General features: G+C 59.4%; 18 protein-coding genes and 1 pseudogene. 12 read left to right on the top strand and 7 right to left on the bottom strand.

Annotated features, from left to right (window positions below; all coding sequences use genetic code 11):
• Window positions 1-145 precede the first annotated feature (145 nt).
• The 5 genes from tsaB to BMZ32_RS02500 all read left to right on the top strand — a co-directional run bounded on the left by tsaB (window position 146) and on the right by BMZ32_RS02500 (window position 3,838).
• Window positions 146-826 carry a tRNA (adenosine(37)-N6)-threonylcarbamoyltransferase complex dimerization subunit type 1 TsaB gene (tsaB, locus tag BMZ32_RS02520; RefSeq protein WP_090241509.1) on the top strand — a complete coding sequence of 227 codons (681 nt, stop codon included), beginning with the start codon at window positions 146-148 and terminating at the stop codon, window positions 824-826.
• A 143-nt stretch (window positions 827-969) separates the two neighbouring features.
• On the top strand, window positions 970-1,311 hold the full coding sequence (locus tag BMZ32_RS02515) for a hypothetical protein (RefSeq protein ID WP_090239163.1): 342 nt from the start codon (window positions 970-972) through the stop codon (window positions 1,309-1,311).
• A 1-nt stretch (window position 1,312) separates the two neighbouring features.
• The gene (locus BMZ32_RS02510; protein WP_090239160.1) at window positions 1,313-2,173 is read left to right on the top strand and encodes a DUF72 domain-containing protein; all 861 of its coding nucleotides are present in this window, start codon (window positions 1,313-1,315) and stop codon (window positions 2,171-2,173) included.
• Between the two features lie 13 nt (window positions 2,174-2,186).
• The gene (locus tag BMZ32_RS02505) at window positions 2,187-2,879 is read left to right on the top strand and encodes an extensin-like domain-containing protein (RefSeq protein ID WP_090239158.1); all 693 of its coding nucleotides are present in this window, start codon (window positions 2,187-2,189) and stop codon (window positions 2,877-2,879) included.
• A 170-nt stretch (window positions 2,880-3,049) separates the two neighbouring features.
• Window positions 3,050-3,838, top strand: coding sequence for a class I SAM-dependent methyltransferase (locus tag BMZ32_RS02500; RefSeq protein ID WP_090239156.1), 789 nt, complete (start codon window positions 3,050-3,052; stop codon window positions 3,836-3,838).
• Window positions 3,839-3,883: 45 nt separating this feature from the next.
• Here the strand turns inward: BMZ32_RS02500 and BMZ32_RS02495 are convergent, their stop codons facing one another.
• Window positions 3,884-4,531: a TetR/AcrR family transcriptional regulator gene (locus BMZ32_RS02495; RefSeq protein ID WP_090239154.1), complete on the bottom strand. Its 648-nt coding sequence runs from the start codon at window positions 4,529-4,531 to the stop codon at window positions 3,884-3,886.
• A gap of 89 nt (window positions 4,532-4,620) precedes the next feature.
• Between BMZ32_RS02495 and BMZ32_RS02490 the strand changes: the two genes are divergently transcribed.
• From BMZ32_RS02490 to BMZ32_RS02480, 3 genes are all read left to right on the top strand, one after another.
• On the top strand, window positions 4,621-5,742 hold the full coding sequence (locus tag BMZ32_RS02490; RefSeq protein ID WP_090239152.1) for an efflux RND transporter periplasmic adaptor subunit: 1,122 nt from the start codon (window positions 4,621-4,623) through the stop codon (window positions 5,740-5,742).
• Between the two features lie 5 nt (window positions 5,743-5,747).
• Window positions 5,748-8,828, top strand: coding sequence for an efflux RND transporter permease subunit (locus BMZ32_RS02485; protein WP_090239150.1), 3,081 nt, complete (start codon window positions 5,748-5,750; stop codon window positions 8,826-8,828).
• Between the two features lie 369 nt (window positions 8,829-9,197).
• A complete protein-coding gene (locus BMZ32_RS02480; protein ID WP_090239148.1) occupies window positions 9,198-10,637 on the top strand; it encodes a high affinity choline transporter 1 in 1,440 nt (479 codons plus the stop codon).
• Window positions 10,638-11,027: 390 nt separating this feature from the next.
• Here the strand turns inward: BMZ32_RS02480 and BMZ32_RS02475 are convergent, their stop codons facing one another.
• Window positions 11,028-11,705 (bottom strand): DUF4197 domain-containing protein, encoded by a 678-nt coding sequence (locus tag BMZ32_RS02475; RefSeq protein ID WP_090239146.1) that lies wholly within the window; start codon window positions 11,703-11,705, stop codon window positions 11,028-11,030.
• Between the two features lie 367 nt (window positions 11,706-12,072).
• On the opposite strand from BMZ32_RS02475, the pseudogene BMZ32_RS19725 reads away from it, so the two are divergent.
• Both BMZ32_RS19725 and BMZ32_RS19720 read left to right on the top strand, forming a co-directional pair.
• A pseudogene (locus BMZ32_RS19725) lies at window positions 12,073-12,963 on the top strand (cache domain-containing protein); the annotation flags it as partial.
• Entirely contained in the window at window positions 12,949-14,079 is a 1,131-nt protein-coding gene (locus BMZ32_RS19720; RefSeq protein WP_425272860.1) for a methyl-accepting chemotaxis protein, read from the top strand. The pseudogene BMZ32_RS19725 and the gene BMZ32_RS19720, both read left to right, overlap by 15 nt.
• Here BMZ32_RS19720 and BMZ32_RS02465 read toward each other — a convergent pair.
• Window positions 14,076-14,291, bottom strand: a complete 216-nt coding sequence (locus tag BMZ32_RS02465) for a hypothetical protein (protein WP_090241508.1) — start codon at window positions 14,289-14,291, stop codon at window positions 14,076-14,078. The genes BMZ32_RS19720 and BMZ32_RS02465 overlap by 4 nt on opposite strands.
• 19 nt (window positions 14,292-14,310) lie before the next feature.
• Entirely contained in the window at window positions 14,311-16,794 is a 2,484-nt protein-coding gene (plsB, locus tag BMZ32_RS02460; protein ID WP_090239142.1) for a glycerol-3-phosphate 1-O-acyltransferase PlsB, read from the bottom strand.
• 284 nt (window positions 16,795-17,078) lie between these two features.
• Here plsB and BMZ32_RS02455 point away from each other — a divergent pair, with 284 nt between their 5' ends.
• Both BMZ32_RS02455 and BMZ32_RS02450 read left to right on the top strand, forming a co-directional pair.
• Window positions 17,079-18,410 (top strand): OprO/OprP family phosphate-selective porin, encoded by a 1,332-nt coding sequence (locus BMZ32_RS02455; RefSeq protein WP_090239138.1) that lies wholly within the window; start codon window positions 17,079-17,081, stop codon window positions 18,408-18,410.
• Between the two features lie 193 nt (window positions 18,411-18,603).
• Window positions 18,604-19,731 (top strand): GNAT family N-acetyltransferase, encoded by a 1,128-nt coding sequence (locus tag BMZ32_RS02450; protein WP_090239134.1) that lies wholly within the window; start codon window positions 18,604-18,606, stop codon window positions 19,729-19,731.
• A 23-nt stretch (window positions 19,732-19,754) separates the two neighbouring features.
• On the opposite strand, the gene BMZ32_RS02445 is transcribed toward BMZ32_RS02450, so the two are convergent.
• The 3 genes from BMZ32_RS02445 to BMZ32_RS02435 are packed head-to-tail and all read right to left on the bottom strand — an operon-like array spanning window position 19,755 to window position 22,067.
• Window positions 19,755-20,309 (bottom strand): peptidylprolyl isomerase, encoded by a 555-nt coding sequence (locus BMZ32_RS02445; protein ID WP_090239131.1) that lies wholly within the window; start codon window positions 20,307-20,309, stop codon window positions 19,755-19,757.
• Entirely contained in the window at window positions 20,303-21,127 is an 825-nt protein-coding gene (locus BMZ32_RS02440; RefSeq protein WP_090239128.1) for an alpha/beta fold hydrolase, read from the bottom strand. The genes BMZ32_RS02445 and BMZ32_RS02440 overlap by 7 nt, the downstream gene beginning before the upstream one ends.
• Before the next feature lie 13 nt (window positions 21,128-21,140).
• The gene (locus BMZ32_RS02435; protein ID WP_090239125.1) at window positions 21,141-22,067 is read right to left on the bottom strand and encodes a PA3225 family LysR-type transcriptional regulator; all 927 of its coding nucleotides are present in this window, start codon (window positions 22,065-22,067) and stop codon (window positions 21,141-21,143) included.
• Between the last annotated feature and the right edge of the window lie 18 nt (window positions 22,068-22,085).

Raw genomic sequence — 22,085 nt, 5'->3', positions numbered from 1 at the left:
TGAGCGCCGGGCTGTTCTGGCCCGGCGCCCGAGACTGTCGGGGCGAGTGCAACTGTGTGACAGGCGCGGGTTGCAGTGATTGCGCTGGAAAAAAATGCCTCAAGCCGTTCTAATGCCGGTCCATTTCGTCACCTGTCCGAATGCAATGACCACTCTCCTGGCCCTGGATACTGCCACTGAAGCCTGCTCCGTTGCCTTGCTGCATAACGGTAAGGTGCTCAGCCACTATGAAGTGATTCCACGTATGCATGCGCAATGCTTGCTGCCGATGATCAAGCAGCTGCTGGCGGACGCTGATGTGTCGCTGTCGGCGCTCGATGCAATTGCCTTCGGTCGCGGACCAGGGGCATTTACCGGCGTGCGGATTGCGATTGGCGTGGTGCAGGGCCTAGCATTTGCTTTGGAGCGCCCGGTATTGCCGGTGTCCAACCTGGCTGTGCTGGCTCAACGCAGCCTGCGTGAGCATGGCGTACAGCAGGTCGCGGCGGCCATCGATGCACGTATGGATGAAGTCTACTGGGGCTGTTATCGCGCCGAGCAGGGCGAGATGCGCTTGGTCGGCGTTGAGGCCGTATTGCCGCCAGAGCGCGCCAGCCTGCCCGAGGGTGCTGCGGGTGATTGGTTCGCCGCGGGCACCGGCTGGGGTACCTTTGCCGCGCGCATCCCGGTGACAACCACTGGCCAAGACGTTGCGATGTTGCCGCATGCTGAGGACTTGCTCAGCCTGGCGCAGTTTGCCTGGGCGCGTGGCGAGGCGTTCGCCGCCGACCTGGCGCAGCCAGTTTACCTGCGCGATAAGGTGGCCACGCCCAAGGCTCAACTCTGACCGGCCACTCTTGTCGGCGTCTGCTGTACCTGCCGTCGCGTATCTGCGACGTTTCACGGCGTTTGATTGCCAAGCGCCCCCTGCGGGGGCTAAATTGCTATGACGTGTACCCATTGTTGGCTAAGCAAACCGAGCAGTAATTGATGCGTATCGACGGTCTTACCTCCTCTTATTCGCCAGACCGCAGTGCCCGCCCGGGTTCTGCGGTTACGCCATTTCGCGAAGCGCAGCGCGAGATAGAGGCGCGTCGTGAGCAGCCAGCATCACCGGCCAACACCCAAGGTCTTGAGTTTCTCGCGCAGGCACGCAAGGTCGAAGCGGGCAATGCCAGCAGCGACAGCCTGCCTAGCCGCCTGCAAGACCAGCTGTATCAGCCGCCGCTGAACAATCGCGCTGCTCAAGCCTTGGCCAGCTATAGCTCAACCGCCAGCTTCGCCAGCGAGACGGATGCCCAACAGGTTCTGGGTCTCGACCTATACGCCTAATATGTTGCCTTACTACCTTGGTTGCCCGTCATGGAGCGAGCCTGCTTGGCGCGGTTCGTTGTACCCGGATGGCAGCCGCACTGGCGACTTCCTGGCCTTGTATGCCCGGGTATTCAACGCCGTTGAAGGCAATACCACCTTTTATGCAGCGCCTTCCGCCGCGACCGTGGCCCGTTGGGCTGAGCGGATGCCGGCGCATCTGCGCTTTTGCGCCAAGCTACCGCGCGAGATCAGCCACGGCGGTGATTTGCGCGAGCAGCTGAGTGCTAGCGAGGACTTTCGTCGCTTGTTGGCCCCATTGGGCGCGCGGGTGGCACCGTTTTGGTTGCAGCTACCCGCGAGTTTCGGGCCACAGCGCCTGGCCGAGCTGGTCAGCTTTATCGAGCCTTGGCAGGCTGGAGAGTTGGCTGTCGAAGTACGTCATCCAGCGTTCTTTGCCAAAGGCGATGAGGAGCGCCGCCTTAATCGCCTGCTGCATGAGCGCGGCATTGAGCGGGTTTGTTTGGATTCCCGGGCGCTATTCAGTTGTGACTCCAGTGAGGCGGCCGTGCTGCACGCGCAAGCCAAGAAACCCCGCCTGCCGCTGCGGCCCACGGCCTTCAGTCAGTCCCCCCAGCTGCGCTTTATTGGTCATCCGGAGTTGTCGGCCAATGATCGCTTTATGGCGCCCTGGCTGGACAAGGTGGCCGGCTGGATCGAAGAGGGGCGCACGCCTTACGTGTTCCTGCACACCTCGGACAACCGCCTGGCTCCGCAGCTGGCGCAGCGCTTTCATCAGCAGCTGATGCTGCGGTTACCCGGGCTGGCGGCTCTGCCGCAGGTGCAGGTCGAGGAGCCGGTCGAGCAGCTCGGCCTGCTCTGATAGGCTACGTGGCATGACCCTTTTTCGCACTTTTCTCATTTTGTGTCTGTTGCTCGCTGGTCTGCTGCTGGCGCTCTGGCGTGGCCTGCTGGATGTGCCGCCGCGCTGGAACCCTTGGGCGGTGCTGGATATTCGTGAAGCGCCGAATGTGCTGACCGGTTTTAAACTCTGGCGGCTGCAAGATGACCCAGCGCTGTGCCAGCAGGCCTTGAGCCGCTCATCACTGCGTTTCACGCCGCAGATCGATAGCGCTCCGGAGGTTGCGTGCCCGCTGAGCAATACTGTGCGCGTGCACAGCGCTGGGGTGGACTTCAGCAGCAGCTTTATCGCCAGCTGTCCGCTGGCGGCGGCCTTTGCCCTGTTCGAGCAGCATGATCTGCAGCCGGCGGCCCAGGCCCTGTTCGGCCAGCGGGTAGCGCGGGTTGAGCATGTGGGTAGCTTCGCCTGCCGCACCATCGCCGGCAGTCAGCGCCGCAGCCAGCATGCTTCGGCTAATGCGCTGGATATCATTGGCTTCCGCCTCGCCGATGGTCGCCGCATCAGCGTACTGCAGGACTGGCCCAAGCCTGGCAAGAACGCGAAGTTTCTCCGTCAGGTGCAGCAGGCGGCTTGCCGGCGCTTCAATACCACTCTAGGTCCGGAATACAACGCGGCCCACCGCGATCACTTTCATGTGGATATGGGGCTGTGGCGAATATGTCGTTAAGTTTTTGCTTAACGTTGCGTCAACAACAAGCTCAGCTCTGCGGTGTGCAAATTACATCGAACAGGGTGAACGCGGTGCGGCTGGATGCTGCCGGGTCTGGCAAAATGCCGCGCGGGCAACGTATTAGCCATTTAGGCGACTAATTGAGTGATTTTTGAGCATGTTTTCCCATGAGTGATGAGCAGCTAGTAGCCCGAATTCGTATGCAAGCCTTAGCTGCGCACCTGACTGAGGCGGCAGCAGGTTGGGCGCAGCGTTTAGGCCTGCCGCTGCAGGGCGAGAGCGAGTTCGCCCTGCAATTGGGTGAGAGCGGTTTGCAGTTGGTTGAGTTAGGCCCGCAAGCGCCAGGGCCGGTCAAGGTGGACTTTGTTGAGGGCGCGGTGGCGCACCGGCGCTTATTTGGCGGCGGCAGCGGGCAGATGATTGCCAAAGCGGTTGGCGTGCAGGCCGGGGTACGTCCACGTGTACTGGATGCCACGGCAGGCCTGGGGCGCGATGCTTTTGTGCTGGCCAGTTTGGGCTGCGAGATGACCTTGATCGAGCGTCAGCCTTTGATTGCCGCATTGCTGGAGGATGGCCTAGCGCGCGCAGCGTTGGACCGCGAGGTTGCGCCTATTGCTGCGCGGATGCAGTTGCTGACGGGCAATGCCATCAAGCTGATGTGCGCCTGGCAGGGCGAGCCGCCGCAGGTGATCTACCTCGACCCGATGTTCCCGCACCGCGACAAGAGCGCGCTGGTGAAGAAGGAAATGCGCCTGTTCCGGCCTTTTGTCGGTAATGACCTGGATGCCCCAGCGCTACTTGAAGCAGCGCTGAACCTGGCTACTCATCGAGTGGTGGTCAAGCGGCCGCGCAAGGCGCCGCTGATTGAGGGCGCTAAGCCGGGTTATGCCTTGGAGGGTAAATCCAGCCGATACGACATCTACCCTAAGAAAAAGCTGCAAGCCGCCAGCGAGTAAAGGCTGGCGCGCGACTCGCCCTGGCTGCGCAGTCGCGGCCGCAACCTAATCGGCGGTGTCGGCGCGGTAAGCACGCAAGAATACGTTGACCGCATCACGCACATGGGCTTCGGCTGCAGTCCCTTGCAGGGCTTCGCCGCAGCCGATCAACAGGCGAAAATTAACCCCGCCCTTGATCAGGCAGAAGAACTGATCCGCTGCGCTCAGCGGATCGGCTACGCGCAGCTTGCCAGCCAGGTCAGCTTGGCGCAGCAGTTCGGCCATGCCATGCAGCACAGCTTCCGGCCCCGCCTCGTAGAACACCTTGGAGAGTTGCGAGCCCTGCGCCGCCAGGGTCACCATCACCCGGTGCAGCTCTAATGATTCACGACTATTGATCAGCTCGCTGAAGCCGCTGCCGATGCTCAGTAACGCCTGTTCCACCGGCACCTCGTCGCTCAGTTCGAACAACAACTGCGGCAACTGCTCCTCGCATTTGGATTTAATCGCCTCGGCAAACAACTTCTCCTTATCGGTGAAGTGGCTGTAAACCGTGAGCTTAGAAACCCCTGCTTCAGCAGCAATCGCGTCCATGCTGCTGCCGTCATAGCCATTACTGAGAAACAGGGCCTTCGCCGCTTCCAGAATGGCTTTGCGCTTGGCCAGATCTTTCGGACGGCCGGGGCCGCTGGTTGGCAACATATTGTTAGGCATGGTCGTTTTTAATACTGGACTAGTGAGTTTGCTATTTTTACTATACCCGCCAGTATAAATATTCAAAAGCCTCATAAAGGTTAGTCATCATGTTTCGTCATGCCCTGTCTGTCGCATTGCCTGCCAGTCTTGTTGTGTTGCTTGTTGCCTGTGGCAATAGCGAACCCGCGGCGGTTGCCGTGCGTCCAGCCATGGTGGTGCAGCCGCAGTTGGCGGGCGAGTTGATGGATGCTTATCCGGGTGAGGTGCGTGCGCGTCTGGAGCCTGAGCTGGCCTTTCGTATCGCCGGCAAGGTGACCAAGCGTCTGGTGGATGTTGGTGCGCAGGTCAAGAAGGATCAGGCACTGGCCGAGCTGGACCCGCAGGATGTGCGCCTGCAGCTAGAGGCGAATCGTGCTCAGTTGGCGGCTGCCGAGGCCAACCTGCAGCTGGTACGCGCCGAACGTGATCGTTACAAAACCCTGCTGGCGCGTAATTTGGTTAGCCGCTCGCAGTATGACAATGCGGAAAACACTTACCGTTCTGGTGCCGCGCGGGTCAAGCAGGTGCGGGCTGAGTTTAACGTGGCCAGCAACCAGGCCGGTTATGCCGTACTGCGTGCCTCGCAGAGTGGGGTTGTTGCACGGCGCATGGTCGAAGTCGGACAGGTGGTGGCGGCCGGACAAACGGCGTTCACCCTAGCCGCTGATGGCGAACGGGAAGTAATGATCAACTTGCCGGAGCAAGCCTTCGAGCGCTTTAAAGTCGGGCAGAGTGTCGCGGTCGAGCTCTGGTCGCAGCCGGACCAACGCTTCCCCGGGCGTATTCGTGAAATGTCGCCTTCGGCTGACCCGCAGTCGCGCACATTCGCCGCCCGTGTGGCCTTTACCGAGGGCAAGGTGCCGGCTGAGCTTGGCCAGAGTGCCCGTGTATTTATTGCGCATAACGGTGAAGTGCCGCTGGCCGTGCCGCTGTCTGCGCTGTCCGCCGAGAAGGACGTGCCCTACGTCTGGGTCGTTGACCCCAAGGACTCCACCCTCAAGCGCACCCACGTGCGTATCGGTGCTTACGGCGAGAAAACCGTGCCGATCCTTGAAGGCCTGCAAGCCAGCGACTGGGTTGTCGCAGCCGGAGGCCAGGTGTTGCGTGAAGGCCAGCAGGTACGTCCGGTTGACCGTGAAAACCGTATTGTCGAGCTTACGGTCACGGCCAAACCGACGGTTAAGGAGTAAGCCCGATGGATTTCAACCTGTCCGCCTGGGCCCTGCGTAACCGCCAGATCGTGCTGTATCTCATGCTATTGCTGGCCGTAGTCGGTGCGCTGTCCTACACCAAGCTGGGCCAGAGCGAAGACCCGCCCTTTACCTTTAAGGCCATGGTGGTGCGCACTAACTGGCCGGGGGCGAGCGCTGAAGAGGTGGCCCAGCAGGTCACCGAACGCATTGAAAAGAAGCTGATGGAAACTGGCGACTACGACAAGATCATCTCGTTCTCGCGTCCAGGTGAGTCTCAGGTCACCTTCGTGGCTCGCGACTCCATGCACTCGGTGGACATCCCTGATCTGTTCTATCAAGTACGCAAGAAGGTCAGTGATATTCGCCACACCCTGCCGCAGGGTATTCAGGGGCCGTTTTATAACGATGAATTCGGCACCACCTTCGGCAATATCTATGCACTGACCGGCGAAGGCTTCGACTACGCCGTACTCAAGGACTACGCCGACCGCGTCCAGCTGCAACTGCAGCGGGTCAAAGACGTAGGCAAGGTCGACCTGCTCGGTTTGCAGGATGAGAAAATCTGGATCGAGCTCTCCAATACCAAGCTGGCCACCCTCGGCCTACCGCTCGCCGCTGTGCAGCAGGCGCTGGAAGAGCAGAACTCAGTGGCGCCTGCGGGCTTTTTCGAAACCAGTTCAGACCGTATTCAACTGCGGGTGACGGGGCGTTTTGAGTCAGTCGCCGACATTCGCAATTTCCCGATTCGTGTAGCCGATCGTACCTTCCGTATTTCCGATGTCGCCGAGGTTAAGCGCGGTTTCAATGATCCTCCCGCGCCGCGTATGCGCTACATGGGTGAAGACGCTATCGGCCTGGCCGTATCGATGAAGCCCGGCGGCGACATTCTGGTCCTGGGCGAAGCGCTGGAAGGCGAGTTCGCCCGGCTGCAGGAAACCCTGCCGGCCGGCATGCAGTTGAACAAAGTCTCTGACCAGCCCGCTGCGGTGAAGACTGGCGTGGGCGAGTTTGTCCGCGTGCTCACCGAAGCGGTGATCATTGTGCTGCTGGTGAGCTTCTTCTCCCTCGGCCTGCGCACCGGGTTAGTGGTGGCGCTTTCGATTCCGCTGGTGTTGGCGATGACTTTCGCCGCCATGTACTACCTTGGCATTGGCCTGCACAAGATTTCCCTCGGTGCGCTGGTGCTGGCGCTTGGGCTGATGGTGGACGACGCGATCATTGCCGTGGAGATGATGGCGATCAAGATGGAGCAGGGCTATGACCGCATTAAAGCGGCCAGTTATGCCTGGACCAGCACCGCCTTTCCCATGCTCACCGGTACCTTGATCACCGCGGCTGGCTTCCTGCCGATTGCCACCGCGCAGTCCGGCACCGGCGAATACACCCGCTCGATTTTTCAGGTGGTGACCATTGCCTTGTTGGTGTCGTGGATCGCCGCCGTGGTCTTTGTGCCGTACCTAGGGGCCAAACTATTACCCGACTTGGCCAAGCTGCACGCTGCCAAACATGGCAGTAGCGAGGGCGGGCACGACCCCTATGCCACGCCGTTCTACCAGCGTGTGCGTAAAGCGGTGGAGTGGTGCGTACGCCGGCGTAAAACGGTGATCATGCTGACCATCGCGTTGTTCGTAGGCTCGATTCTATTATTCCGCTTTGTTCCGCAACAGTTCTTCCCTGCGTCCGGCCGTCTGGAGCTGATGGTTGACCTCAAACTCAGCGAAGGGGCATCCCTGGCCGCCACTGAAGAACAAGCCAAACGTTTCGAGGCCATGCTCAAGGGGCACGAAGGCATCGACAACTACGTGGCTTATGTCGGGACCGGCTCGCCGCGCTTTTACCTGCCGCTGGACCAACAATTACCGGCCGCCAGCTTTGCTCAGTTCGTCGTGCTGGCGAAAAGTATCGAAGACCGTGAAGCCATTCGTAGTTGGCTGATTGGTGTGCTGCATGACGAGTTTCCGACCCTGCGCACGCGTATCTCGCGCCTGGAAAACGGCCCGCCCGTGGGCTATCCGGTGCAGTTCCGCGTCTCTGGTGAGCATATTGATGAAGTGCGTCAGCTAGCGCGTCAGGTGGCCGGTAAAGTGCGCGAGAACCCGCATGTGGCCAACGTGCACTTGGATTGGGAAGAGCCGAGCAAGGTTGTGCGCCTGAATATCGACCAAGAGCGTGCCCGCGCTCTGGGCGTGAGCACGACTGACCTGTCGCGCTTCCTGCAAAGCTCGCTGACTGGCTCGTCGGTGAGTCAATACCGTGAAGGCAATGAACTGATCGAAATCCTCTTGCGCGGTACGCCGAGCGAGCGTCAGGAACTGAGCCTGCTACCAAGCCTGGCGGTGCCCACTGACAATGGTCGCAGCGTGCCACTGTCGCAAGTGGCCACCCTGGAATATGGCTTTGAAGAGGGCATCATCTGGCACCGTAATCGCCTGCCGACCGTCACTGTTCGTGCCGACGTGTATGGCAAGGAGCAGCCAGCCAGCCTGGTCAAGCAGATCCTGCCGACCCTCGAGCCGGTGCGTGCGCAATTGCCGGACGGCTACCGACTGGACGTGGGCGGCACGGTGGAAGACTCCAGTCGTGGGCAGAAGTCGGTCAACGCCGGCGTACCGCTGTTTATCGTGGTGGTGATCACACTGTTGATGCTGCAACTGAAGAGCTTTTCGCGCTCTGCCATGGTGTTCCTCACCGCGCCATTGGGGTTGATTGGTGTGACCTTGTTCTTGCTGATCTTCCGTCAGCCGTTCGGCTTCGTCGCCATGCTCGGCACCATCGCCTTGTCGGGGATGATCATGCGGAACTCGGTGATTCTGGTCGACCAGATCGAGCAGGACATTGCCGCTGGTATGGACCGCTGGCACGCGATTATTGAAGCCACGGTGCGACGTTTCCGCCCCATCGTACTGACGGCGTTGGCGGCTGTGCTGGCGATGATTCCACTGTCGCGCAGCGTGTTCTTCGGGCCAATGGCCGTGGCCATCATGGGCGGCCTGATCGTCGCCACGGCACTGACCTTGCTGTTCCTGCCCGCGCTGTATGCAGCCTGGTTCCGGGTTAAGGAAGTGGAGTCACAGCCGGGCTGACATAACAGTAATGCAGAGAAAGCCAGACGCTCGCGTCTGGCTTTTTTATGCGCGGTGCTTGTTGAATGGGGAGGCAGTCAGGTGTTGATCTGTCAAAAATATACAACTGTTGGTTGGCGTCTAAAAGTGATTTATCTAGGAATTACAGTCTTTTATCCAGCGTCTTAGTCAGATTGTTAGACTTTATTACTTATCTTTGTCGTTTTTATTTGACATATTTTGCGTTTTTGCCAGACTGCGCGACCTGAATGGGGCGTGCATCAACCCATCGTGAGTGGTCATAACAAAAACCTGTAGCCCACCGTCCTAACCTGCGCTTCCTGCGCGGGTCACGCATGCGCTGGGCTGACGTCTGTGGAACGGGAAAACATGCTGATTTGGTTCGTTGCGCTCTATCTACTGGTGACTGTCGGCATCGGTTTCTACGCATCCACCCGGGTGCATAACACCCGCGATTTCGCCTCCGGTGGGCGCAGCATGGGCTTCCCCATTGTCGCCGCCATGGTGTTTGCCACCTGGTTTGGCTCCGAGGCGGTGCTGGGCATTCCCGCCACCTTTCTTGAAGACGGCTTTGCCGGAATCGTTGAAGACCCATTCGGTTCGTTCGGCTGCCTGTTTCTGGTCGGCCTGATCATTGCCCGGCCGCTGTACCGGATGAACCTGCTGACCATTGGTGACTACTTCAAAAAGCGCTTCGGCCCGCAGGTCGAACTGATCATCAGCCTGGTCATCGTCATGTCCTACCTGGGCTGGATCGCCGCACAGTTGATCGCGCTGGGCCTGGTGTTCAACGTCATCTCCGACGGCAGTATCAGCACCACGCAGGGCATGTTCCTCGGCACCTTTATCGTGTTGCTGTACACCCTATTCGGCGGTATGTGGTCGATTGCCCTGACCGATTTCTTCCAGATGATCGTCATCGTCGTCGGCTTGATTTACTTGGTTTGGCTGTTTAGCGACATGGCCGGCGGCGCCGATCTGGTCATCAGCAGGGCGGCCAGCGAAGGCAAGTTCACCTTTATGCACGCCTTCGAGCCCAAGGACATCGTCGCCTTTATCGGCGCGGCGGTGACCATGATGCTCGGTTCCATCCCTCAGCAGGACGTGTACCAGCGGGTGATGTCAGCCAAGAGCGAGAATATTGCAGCGCGTGCCTCTATGACCGGAGCGGTGTTTTACCTCGGCTTCTGCATGCTGCCGATCTTTCTGGTGTATGCCGCCTCGATGATCGACCCGGCGCTTGTCGAGAAGTGGCTGGCTGAAGACGCGCAGATGATTCTGCCGCTGCTGATCCTTGAGAAAACCCCGTTGTTCGCCCAGATCATGTTCTTCGGTGCGTTATTGTCGGCGATCATGTCCACCGCTTCCGGCACCTTACTGGCGCCTTCGGTGACGTTGTCTGAAAACGTGCTTAAGCGCTTTTTACCGGTGCTCACCGACAAGCAGCACCTGTTGTTGATGCGCTGCATCATCTTTGTATGTGCGGTGGCGACCCTGACGTTTGCCCTGTACTCGGATGCGAGCATCTACGAGATGGTCGGTAATGCCTACAAGGTGACGCTGGTAGCGGCCGTGGTGCCACTGTTCGCCGGGTTGTTCTGGAAGCGTGCGACCACCCAGGGCGCGCTGGTTGCTATCGCCTTTGGCCTGGTGTCGTGGATCTACCTGGAGCTGACCTGGAGCGAAGCAGCGTTCTGGCCGCCGCAGCTGGCGGGCCTGCTATTTAGCCTGGCCGGTATGCTGATTGGCACGCTGCTGCCGCAGTGGAGCCGTGATCAGAATGACCTGCTGGTTGCGCAGCCGGAATAAGCCTGACACCTGACTGACAAGACCCCGCTAAATTAGCAGGGGTTTGTTTTTCGGGCCTGGCAGTACGGTCAGAGGGGCTTTAACTGAGAGCTTTGCTGTTTCGGTTTGAATATGGATATGGAGAGCAGCGTAGGGTAGGTTGGGCGCAGCGATACCCATCAACCAAGCAATTAACCGCATGGGTATCGCGCTGCTCAACCCATCCTACGGGTCTTCCGCAATCCTGTAGGAGCGGCCTTGGCCGCGGTACTTCTGCTTTGGCTTTTACCTTCTGTCTTCCACAAATCGCCCAAACAACGCGGTCTCCGAATCCCGTCAGGAGAGCGGAGCGAAATAGTGTTAAAAAAAGCCAGACATCACGTCTGGCTTTTCACATCCATCCAACTCTTCTTACAACGCCCCAAACACCTTCTTCGCCAAGCTGGTCGCGGCACCGGCAGGGTTCTGACGGATGCTGGCTTCTTGCTCGGCGATCATGGCGAACAAGCCGTCCAGCGCTTGTTCGGTCACGTAGTTTTCGATATTCGCGCTTTTTGCGTCGATCACGCCGAAGCTCGCGGCTTGGCCGGCAAAGCTGTTGTATTGCTTGGCCAGGCCGACCTGGTCGGTGGCTTGTTTGACGATGGGTAGGAACTTGGCGCGGATCTGATCGCGGCTGGTTTTATTGAGGTATTGGGTGGCAGAGTCTTGCGGGCCGCTGAGGATGCTTTTGGCGTCCTGCACGGTCATCTTCTTCACCGAGTCCACCAGCAGTGCCTGGGCTTGCGGCACGGCGGCTTCGGCGGCTTTGTTCATGCTCGCCTCGAGTTGATCGACTTGCGCGCCCATGCCCATCATTTTCATGGTTCTTGCGGCCTTGCCGAGGTTGCCCGGCAGTTCGATTCGTACGTCCGGGTTATTGCTGAAACCGCCGGGCTTGCCCAGTTGTTGCACGGCCACTTTCGCGCCTTGGGTGAGGGCGTCCTTGAGGCCGCCGCTGGCGTCGCTCTGGGTCAGGTCGGCAAGGGACAGGGCGAAGACGCTACTGGAAAGAGCAAGGCCGGCGGCCAGGGACATTAAACGAAGCATGATGGGCATCCTTGTGCGGTGTGGGATATCTCCGGAGCTTAGCGGACTGAGTCGCGCAGGCAAATAAGCACGTAGGAGGCGCCAACAAGAGTCTGTGGTCTGGGGCCTTAGTGAGGCGTGCAGAGCGTCGCGTAGTTTGCCGGCCTGCGCGCTATTGCCTTATCGCCCAGCGCGTAAGCCTTGCGGCCTGGAGAAACTGGCTAAAACCGCTCATAGGCCCAATTCACCTATAGACTCTGACCATGCAGTCTTAATTAAGGTGTCGTTTACCGAGTGCGCTATCTGGTTTGCTAGTGAAGCGGGGCGCGTGTTTAAGCTGTTCTAGCCGTACATATAAGAATCTACTTTATGCAGCAGGAGTAATCGCATGGCTTTGGTGCCCGTTCGTTTGTCGCAGCGTTTGACCTTGGGCAGCATTCTGCTGTTGATCCTTACCGCCCTGGCGGTTTTTGCCGTAATGGCGCTGCGCGGTCAGCCGCGTGTGGTGGCCGCCAGTGGTGAGTTGATTGAGCAGACGGGTGGCGCAATCGTGCGTCAGCTGGCGTTGCAGCTGTCTGGTATTGAAGGGGTGACCGCGAGCTTAGCGCACCTCTCCGAAGTGCTGCCGTTGGATGAAACGCTGTACCTCAATACGCTGCCTAATGTGATTAATAACCAGGGTGATAAAGCCATCGCCGGTGGCGGTGTCTGGCCCGAGCCGAATGCATTTACTGAGGGTGTAGCACGCCGCAGCTTCTTCTGGGCCCGCGGTGGAGATGGGCGGCTGGCTTACTCGGATGATTACAACGCTGCCGATGGCCCTGGCTATCAAAACGATGCGTGGTACACCGGGGCACGAAACAGTACGGCAGGTCGCTGCTTGTGGTCGGAGGCTTATCAGGATGCAGTGACCGGTGTGCCAATGGTCACGTGTAGCGTGCCTTATCAGCTTGCTGGGCGCTTTGCTGGTGTGGCTACCCTGGATCTCCTGCTGGACGATCTATCGCGCTTTCTCACCGAGCAAGGCAAGGTTACCGATGGCTATGCGTTTGCCCTCGATCAAGCGGGTAATGTGCTGCATTTCCCCGGTATAGCTGGTGCCAAGGGCGGCGCGATGCTCAAGTTTGCCGACCTGGCGCAGCAGCAAAGCTGGCTGAAACCTGTTCAGGAGGCGCTCGGCAGCAGCAGTGCGGGAGTGATTCATAACCTGGACCTGGCACACGATGAGCAGCTCAAACAGGCCAGTCGCGTCAGCCTTTTTGTAATGCCCGACACCGGTTGGGTCATTGGCCTGGTGACGCCCTATGAGCGCGTTACCGGCCTAGCTTGGGCGCTGACCTGGGATATTTTGCTTTTTCTGATTCCGCTGTTGGCGGTATTACTCGCATTGGCTTGGTTGGCTGGGCGCAAACTGATTGCTCAGCTGGAAGAAACTACCGCGCAAATCGATTCCCTAGGCCGTGGCTCGGCAAGCCGCGATGTGCAGTTGAGCGTAGAGCGTGAGGATGAGATTGGTGCGTTGCGCCATGCGGTTAATCGCTATGCCGGGCAGTTGCGCACGATGCTCCAGCGCATTGCTGATGAGGCTGATCATCTGCAGGCAGAAGCTGCTCAGCTGGGCAGCCTGAGCAGCACCTTGGCTGGGCGCGCCGAGCAGCAACGCCAGGAGAACACCCAGTTGGCGGCGGCGATTACCGAGATGTCTTCCAGTGCCCAAGAAGTGGCGCATAACACTAATGACTGCGCCACTACCGCACAAAACTCCTTGTCGGTGGTGCAGGAAGGTCAGCAGAAGGTGGCCTCCAACAGTGCCGCTATTCAGACGCTGTCCGCCGAGATGGCCGAGGCCGCCTTGGCTATTGGCCGCTTAGAGAAAGACAGCCAGCAAGTGGGCGTGGTGCTGGATGTGATCAAAGCGATTTCTGAGCAGACTAACTTGCTGGCCTTGAATGCTGCTATTGAAGCGGCGCGCGCTGGTGAGCAAGGCCGTGGTTTTGCGGTGGTCGCCGATGAGGTGCGCACCCTGGCTGGCAGAACGCAGAACTCGGCAAACGAAATTAGCACCATGATCAGCGCCCTGCAGCAGACGTCTCGTCAGGCCGTGAAAGCCATGCAGGCTGGGGAGGCACGTACTGAGCATGCCGTGGGTGAGGCCGAAGGGGCCGCGTCGGCACTGTCCAGTACGGTGCAGAGTTTTGATGATATTTCTCAGCGCGCCCAGCAGATCGCCGTTGCAGCGCAACAGCAAAGCCACGTCACCCAAGAGATCAACGAGTTGGCCGTACGCATTCACAGCATCAGCGAAGAGAATGCCCGCGATGCTCAAGCGTTGGATGAGGTCAGTACTGCGATGCAGGCGTTGTCATCCCGCTTGATTGATCTGAGCCGCAGTTAGCGGCTTAGGCGCTGCAGTTCGCGGCGCACCATCTGTGCGTAAGTGGGTGGCTTGAGGGCGTAGAGTTCGCTGGCCACCCAGCCTAGCCAGTGCCCGCCCAGTTGCGCCTTGGCCGCCAGCAGACGCTGGGCCTCGGCTTCGGCGCGGGCTTGATTGGCCTGGTGAAACGCTGCGCGTGAGGCGCGCGCGGGTTGCTCGTTGTTTTCGCTCATGGCGGCGCGGCGTGCCGGTTTACACCGGCTCGGCCACATCCTCGTTGCGATCCATGGCCACCTGACGAATCGACAGGCGAATCTCCGCCGGTAACACGCGCTTGGCGGCGCCCTCGGCCAACTCGTTGAGCAGCGGGTGATGGCTGAGCTTGCCGGCTTCATCCTGGCGCAGCACGCCCTGGTCCTGCAGGCTCTGGATAAAGTGGCGGAACAGGCTCTTATCGAAGAATTCCGGGGCATTCAGGCCGTGCAGGATCGACAGGCGTTGAGCCATCACGGTGCACAGGTCTTCCAGTTCTTCGGCGCTGATAGCGTTCTGCCCGGCATTCAGCAACAGGGCGGTGGCCATGTAGAAGCGCTGCAGGGTCTGCACGATGGCGCGGGCCAGCAGGGTCAGCAGGACGAACTCACGTGAGCTTGGCGCCGGGCGCACATAGGTGTCGCCGTCCAGGGTCAGCAACCCTTGCTCGACAAAGGCGGCGAGCCATTGGTCGACCACAGCGTCCAGTTCATCCAATTCCCAGCGGATAAACAGCTCGGATTGCAGGTAGGGGTAGAGCGCTTTGGTAAAGCGCAGAATTTGTTCGCGGCTCATCCGTGCGCTGCTCTGGAAGAAGCTGGCGAGCAACGCCGGCAGGGCGAAGATGTGCAGCACGTTGTTGCGGTAGTAGGTCATCAGAACGGCGTTGTGCTCGTCCAGATAGAGGATCTTGCCCAGCGGGTCGGTCTGCTCAGCCAGCAGGTCCATCTTCTGCACGTATTCGATTAGCGCTTGGCCATTGCCGTCCGGCAAGGTTGTGTGCGGCGAGTAGGGCACGCGGCGCAACAGGGCCAAGTACAGGTCGAGCACTCGCGCCAGGGCACGGTCGTCCAGCGCCAGCTTGCTGGTGGAAAGCAGTGCCAGCGCGACCAGGTTGACCGGATTGATCGCGGCAGCTTCGTTGAGGTGCTGGGCCACGCGCTCGCCGAGGTTGTGGGTCGCCTCATTCAGCCAGGCTGGGCGGAACTGCGTGCCGTAATCCTGCTCGCGCCAGTCAGGTTGCTCACTGTCGAGGAATTCGGCCAGCTTGATCGGTTCGCCGAAGTTGACCCAGACATGGCCAAAGCGCTGTTTGAGTGCGCCGATGACCTTGAAAATATCGAAGATCGACTCTTTCTTCTTGCTCGCACCGCGCAATTCGCCCAAGTAGGTGCGGCCTTCCAGCACGCGCTCATAGCCGATGTACACCGGTACAAACACCACCGGCAGGCGGTTACTGCGCAGGAAGCTGCGCATGGTGATGGCCAGCATGCCGGTTTTCGGTTGCAGCATGCGTCCGGTGCGCGAACGCCCGCCTTCGACGAAGTACTCCACCGGGAAGCCCTTGCTGAACAGGGTGTGCAGGTATTCGTTGAACACGGCGGTGTACAGCGGATTACCCTTGAACGTGCGACGCATAAAGAACGCGCCGCCACGACGCAGCAAGCTGCCGATGACCGGCATATTGAGGTTAATGCCAGCGGCAATATGCGGTGGTGTCAGGCCGTTTTTGAACAGTAGATAGGACAGCAACAGGTAATCAATGTGGCTGCGGTGGCAGGGCACATAGATCACCTCATGGCCCTGGGCTACATCCTGCACGCCCTCGATATGGTTGACCTTGATGCCGTCGTAGATCTTGTTCCAGAACCAGCTGAGCACCAGTTCAAGAAAGCGGATCGCGGTGTAGGTGTAGTCCGAGGCGATCTCGTTGCCGTAGCGCAGCGCTTGGTTTTCGGCTTTCTGCAGGCTGATGCCTTCACGCTCAGCTTCTTCGATGATGGCTTGGCGCACCTGCGGGCCGTGGATCAGGCCTTTGACCAGGTTGCGCCGGTGCGAGACGTCCGGACCGATGACGGCGGCCTTCTGGTTGCGAAAGTGTACGCGCAGGATGCGCTGGACCATGCGCAAGGTGCGCTCGTGGCCTTTGTCCTGCTCGACCAGCTCGCGCATATGAATGGGCGTGGAGAACTGCACGCGGGTCTTGCGACCGAGAATCAGGATGCTCACCAGGCGACGCAGGCGGCCGGTGACGGCCCAGCTGTCGGCGAATAGCAGTTTCCATGGGCTGGTTTCGCGGTCAGGCGACTGGCCCCAGAACACGCTGACTGGAATGATCTGCGCATCGTCCACCGCATGCTGGCTCAGCGCGCTGACCAGACGTTGCAGGGTCGGCGAGATCCCGCGTTTGTCCTGGCGACCGAGCCAATCGGGCTCTGGCGTCAGGTAGAAAAACGCTGCGGGCTCTTCCAAGTTACCCGCCGATACCGGCAGCACCGGTCTCGGTAAGCCCGCCTTGCGGCACTCCGTATCGACCACAGCCAGATCACTCAGCGACGGCTGCTGCAGCACGTAAAACACTGGCTTGGTGCGGTCGAGCTTGAGGGTGAAAGCGGACTGGTTGATGGTTTCTGAGCGCACCCAGAGGTACAGCAGGCGGCGCAAGGTGCCAAAAACGAGACGGCGAAACGGAGATCGGGTCATACGAAGTCTGCAGGCTTTGGAAAACGAGCATTTGCTCGGGGTATCTAGTGTGACGGATCAGTTGGCTGGCGGCAAAAATCTTCTATCGCTAACGCGTTTGTGACGGACAGCCTGGGCCGTGAACCTACTTATTCACAAACGAAGTAAAAAGTTCCGCTGTCATCAAATATTTATATATCAGCAACTGCTCTGAAATATCTCGCCGCCAAGATTCCCCTCAGCACGAACGAGCCCTCAGCGCTCGGGTGTTTTCAACACTTAAAGTCCATTTAGAGGAATCTTCGATGATCCGTAAGCACAGCTTTCGTGGAGTAATGGCCGGCTTCGCTACCAGCGCCCTGGCCCTGGCCGTTTCCGCCCAGGCTTTCGCAGGCACCGTCAGCACCGACGGTGCCGATCTCGTGATCAAAACCAAAGGTGGTCTGGAAGTCGCCACCACTGACAAAGAGTTCAGCTTCAAGCTGGGTGGCAAGTTGCAGTGGGATGCCACTAACTTTGATGGCCTGATGGCGGGTCGCCAGGCTGACCCATTCGATGACACCTTCAACACCTTTATCCGTCGCGGCGAAATTGGTCTGGAAGGTGTGTCTTATAAGGACTGGGGCTGGGGCGTTCGTCTGTCCTACGATGGCTATGAAGGCGGCACCGATGTAGACCGTGCGTATATCACTTACACCGGGCTGGATTTTGCTGATGTCACTGTCGGTCGCTTCGGTGTTGACTACGGCCTTGAGAACACCACGAGCTCGTCGTGGATCACTGCCATTGAGCGTCCGTTTATGTATGATTTCCTCAATGGCGACGAAGATGCTTCCTTTGGCGTTAACGTCATGCACACCGGTGATAACTATGGCCTGATGGCCCAGGTCGCCAACTACGACAAAAAAGAAACAGACGGCAACGATGAGCTGTTCGGCTACACCCTGCGCGCCAACTGGGCGCCTTACCTGAACGGTACTGACGTTATTCACCTGGGTGCCAACTACCACAGCAACAACCCGGACGATAACGGCTCCAGCGTGCGTACGCGTATGGGCATCCGCAGTGACGACGACGCGCGTATTGCTTTCGGCAGCACGGCCAAAACCGACAAAGATGTTGAGTGGGTATTGGAAGCGGGCGCTCAGTTCGGGTCGTTCCGCGCAGCTGCTGAATACTTCCAGCGTCAGGTTTCGGGTGAAAACGCCGGTGGTGCTGATGCTGATGTAGACGCCAGCGGTTACTACGGCCAGGTTTCCTACATGATCGGTGGTGCTCGTGGTTATAAAGCTGGTGCGGGCAAGTGGGACAAGCCGACTGATATGAAAGGTACGTTCGAAGTGTTCGCCCGTTACGAGAGCAGCACTATTGATGCTGACCCAGCTGCTGTTCCTGGCCAGCTGATGAGCGGTATCGTGGGTGTGGTTGCTCAGAATGCCAATAGTGATTTCACCGCTGATGCAGTTGTAGTCGGCGTTAACTACTTCGCTACGCCTTCGGTGCGCATGAGCCTGAACTACGTCGACTACCAAGTCGACAACATCAACACGAACTCTAATGTTGTGAAAAGCGGCCAAAACTACAAAGTTGAAGACGATGGCAAAGCCATCGTCGGCCGTCTGCAGTACGTGTTCTAAGCCACACTATTTAACCGCTGCTCCGCCTTTAAGCCCCGCCTTGCGCGGGGCTTTTTTATGCCTGCGTGGCTGGGCGACGTTTAATGTGGCACCCAGGCCAGGTTATCTGGCAGGTCGATTGCCGCTTATCCAGCGCGCCAGGCATAAGCCCATGCGGCTATAGTGCAGCCTTGTCCAATGCGCCGAGCTGCCGATGTTGCCGACCTCGCTGAACTCCATTCATGAAATTGCCGCCAGCCAGTGGGATGACTTACTGACTGATGCCCAGCCGTTCTTGCGCCATGCTTTTCTTTCGGCGTTAGAGGACAGCGGCAGTTTGGGCGGGCGCACGGGGTGGCAGCCTGCTCATGCGGCTCTATTCGACGAGCAGGGCCAGTTGCTGGCCGGCATGCCGGGTTATGTGAAAAGTCATTCCTACGGCGAGTACGTGTTCGACCATGGCTGGGCGGATGCCTGCCACCGCGCTGGGATCGACTATTACCCCAAGCTGTTGGGCGCCATTCCCTTTTCCCCGGTAACGGGCCAGCGGCTAATCGGTACGGCGCAGGCGGCTGGGCAACTGCTTGATGGGTTGACCAGCGGCCTGTCGCAGCAAGGGCTATCGAGTCTGCATATCAACTTCACCACCGAGGTTGAAAATGAGCTGTTGCAGGGGCGCGAGGACTGGTTGCAGCGCTTGGGGTGCCAGTTCCACTGGCGTAACCGTGGCTATCGGGACTTTCAGGACTTTCTCGATGCGCTCAGTTCGCGCAAGCGCAAGCAGATGCGTAAGGAGCGTGAACAGGTGGCGGGGCAGGGCATCGAGTTCGAGTGGCGCGAGGGTCATCAACTCAGCGAGCTGGAGTGGGATTTCGTTTACCTGTGCTACGCCAACACCTACCGCGTGCGCGGCCAGTCGCCTTACCTGACACGCGCGTTCTTTAGCCTATTGGCCGAGCGCATGCCCGAGATGATCCGTGTGGTACTCGCGCACCAAGCCGGTAGGCCGGTGGCCATGGCGTTCAGCCTGATCGGCGGCGATAGCCTATATGGGCGTTACTGGGGCTGTTTGGCCGAGTTTGACCGGCTGCATTTCGAGACCTGTTTCTACCAGGGTATGGACTATGCCATTGGCAATGGTCTGCAGCGTTTCGATGCTGGCGCCCAGGGCGAGCACAAGCTGATTCGCGGTTTCGAGCCGGTGATCACGCAGTCTTGGCACTACCTCTGCCACCCCGGCCTACGCGCGGCGGTGGCGAACTTTCTCGAGGAAGAACAGCAAGGCGTACGCGGCTATGCCGAACAGGCCCGCAGGCTGTTGCCGTATCGCATGGCTGGGTAGCTACTACCCAGCCAGTTTCGAAGTTACAGACGTTTGGCAGCGGTGATCAGTACCGGCTCGCGCGGCACATTTTGGTTGCCGCCGCGGTTGGCGGTCGGCACTTGAGCGATTTTATCGATCACGTCCATGCCGCGGGTCACTTGACCGAATACCGCGTAACCGAAATCACGCGAGCCGTGATCGAGGAAAGCGTTGTCCTTGTGATTGATAAAGAACTGGCTAGTGGCGGAGTCGCGTACCTGAGTGCGGGCCATGGCCAGGGTGCCGCGCACGTTGTGCAGGCCGTTGTCGGCTTCGTTCTTGATCGGCGCTTGCGTGTCTTTTTGCTGCATGTCGGCATCGAAACCGCCGCCTTGCACCATAAAGCCTGGGATTACCCGGTGGAACTGGGTGCCGGCGTAATAACCGCTGTCCACGTAGCTGAGGAAGTTGGCAGTGCTGATCGGCGCCTTCTCGGCGTTCAGTTCGATTTCGATCTCGCCGAGGCTGGTGGTTAACAGCACCTTGGGGTTTTCCGCAGCCAGCAGGCTACCGGCAAACAACACAGAGCAGGCGGCGAGGGTGAGTTTTTTCAACATGCGTTTGAGTCCTTATTGGCAGTGGGTGCGGCCTGTTCGACTTCAGCGAGGAAGGCTAACAAGCTGCTGTTGAAGTGTTCGGGTTGGTCCAGTGGTGTGGCGTGACGTGAATCTTCGATCACCAGCAGGCGCGCATTGGGCAACTCATCGACGTAAGCCTGCTTCTGCGCCACCGGGGTGTAATCGCGATCGGCTGTAATCACCAGGGTCGGACAGCTGATCCGCGCCAGGCGTTCCCGCACGCCCCAGCCGATGATCGCATCCAGGCTGGCCAGGTAAGCACGCTTGTCGTTTTGCGGCCAGCGCTGGAGGATTTTCTGCCGCAGCTCGGCCTGCTCGGGTTTGGGGAACAGCAGTTTACCCAAGGCTTTGGCGATGGTGTCGAGGCTGAGCAGGCGCGACAGGCTCCAGCGTTTAGCGATCTCGATATAGTCGCGTGGGCTCTTGGCTTTGACCTCGGGACCACTGTTGACGATACACAGACTCTTCAGCAGTTCGGGGCGATCGACGCCGAGCTGAAAACCGATCATCCCACCCATGGAGATACCGACTAAATGCACCGGCGGTAGCTGCAGGTGTTCGATCAGCGCCGCGACATCGTCGGCAAAGCCCTTGATACTGTAAGGCTCGCGGGGTTTTTCCGAGCGGCCATGGCCACGCACATCGACGGCGATTACCCGGTAGTGGCGCGCCAACTCGGGTATCTGGTACTCCCAATCGCGGGTGCTTGAGCCAAGGCCATGAACCAACAGTACTGGTGCTCCGTGACCGTATTCTTCGTAATGCAGCTGGCAGCCATCGTTATCGAAATAAGACATCTACACATTCCTCTCAGGCGGAGGGCAGGGGCGCAGCAAAGGCTGCGTTTAAAGGTGCGGCATCGAAACGTTGGATCAACTCGACCAAAATCTGCGTGGCCGGGCCCAGGGGCGTGTCTTTGTTCGAGTACAGATAGAACAATGGGTTGCGGCTGCCGCCCTGCTCCAGTGGCAAAAGTTTGAGTTGGCCGTCTTTGAGCTCCCGCTCGATCAGGTGGCGCGGCAACCAGGCAAAGCCCAGGCCGCTGCTAACGAAGCTGGCCGCAGTAGACAGGCTGCCGACCGTCCAACGCTGTTCGGCCCCTAACCAGCCGATATCACGCGGCTGCTGACGGCCAGAGTCACGGATCACTACCTGCATCTGGGTTTCCAGATCCTGAAAGGTTACGACCCGCTGCAGACGATGCAGTGGGTGATCGGGGTGGGCGACGGCGACAAACTCCACGGTGCTCATTTCGGCGCCGAGGAAGCCAGGAATATTCAACGCGCTAATAGCCAGATCAGCAGTGCCCTCCTTGATCACCTCTTCCACGCCAGACAGCACTTCTTCGCGCAGGCGAACTCGGCAGCCGCGGCTTTGCGGCATAAAGGCGGTCAGCGCACGCACCAGGCGTGCATTGGGGTAAGCGGCGTCTACCACCAGGCGTACTTCGGCTTCCCAGCCCTGCTCCATATGATGGGCGAGGTCTTCCAACTGGCTGGCTTGTTTAACCAGTTGCCGCGAGCGGCGCAGCAGCACGTCGCCGGCTTCGGTGAGTACGGCTTTGCGTCCGTCGATACGCAGCAGCGGCACCCCAAGCTGCTCCTGCATGCGTGCCACGGTGTAGCTGACCGAGGACTGCGAACGGTGCAGCACGTCGGCGGCCTGGGCAAAGCCGCCGTGGTCGACCACTGCCTGCAGGGTGCGCCATTGATCGAGGGTTACGCGGGGGGCTTTCATATTCAGTTCCTATACGCA

The organism is Pseudomonas guineae (assembly GCF_900113745.1).
GTDB lineage: Bacteria > Pseudomonadota > Gammaproteobacteria > Pseudomonadales > Pseudomonadaceae > Aquipseudomonas > Aquipseudomonas guineae.
Note: the sequence above shows the minus strand (reverse complement) of the source record. Positions and strands in the feature narration are given on the sequence as shown.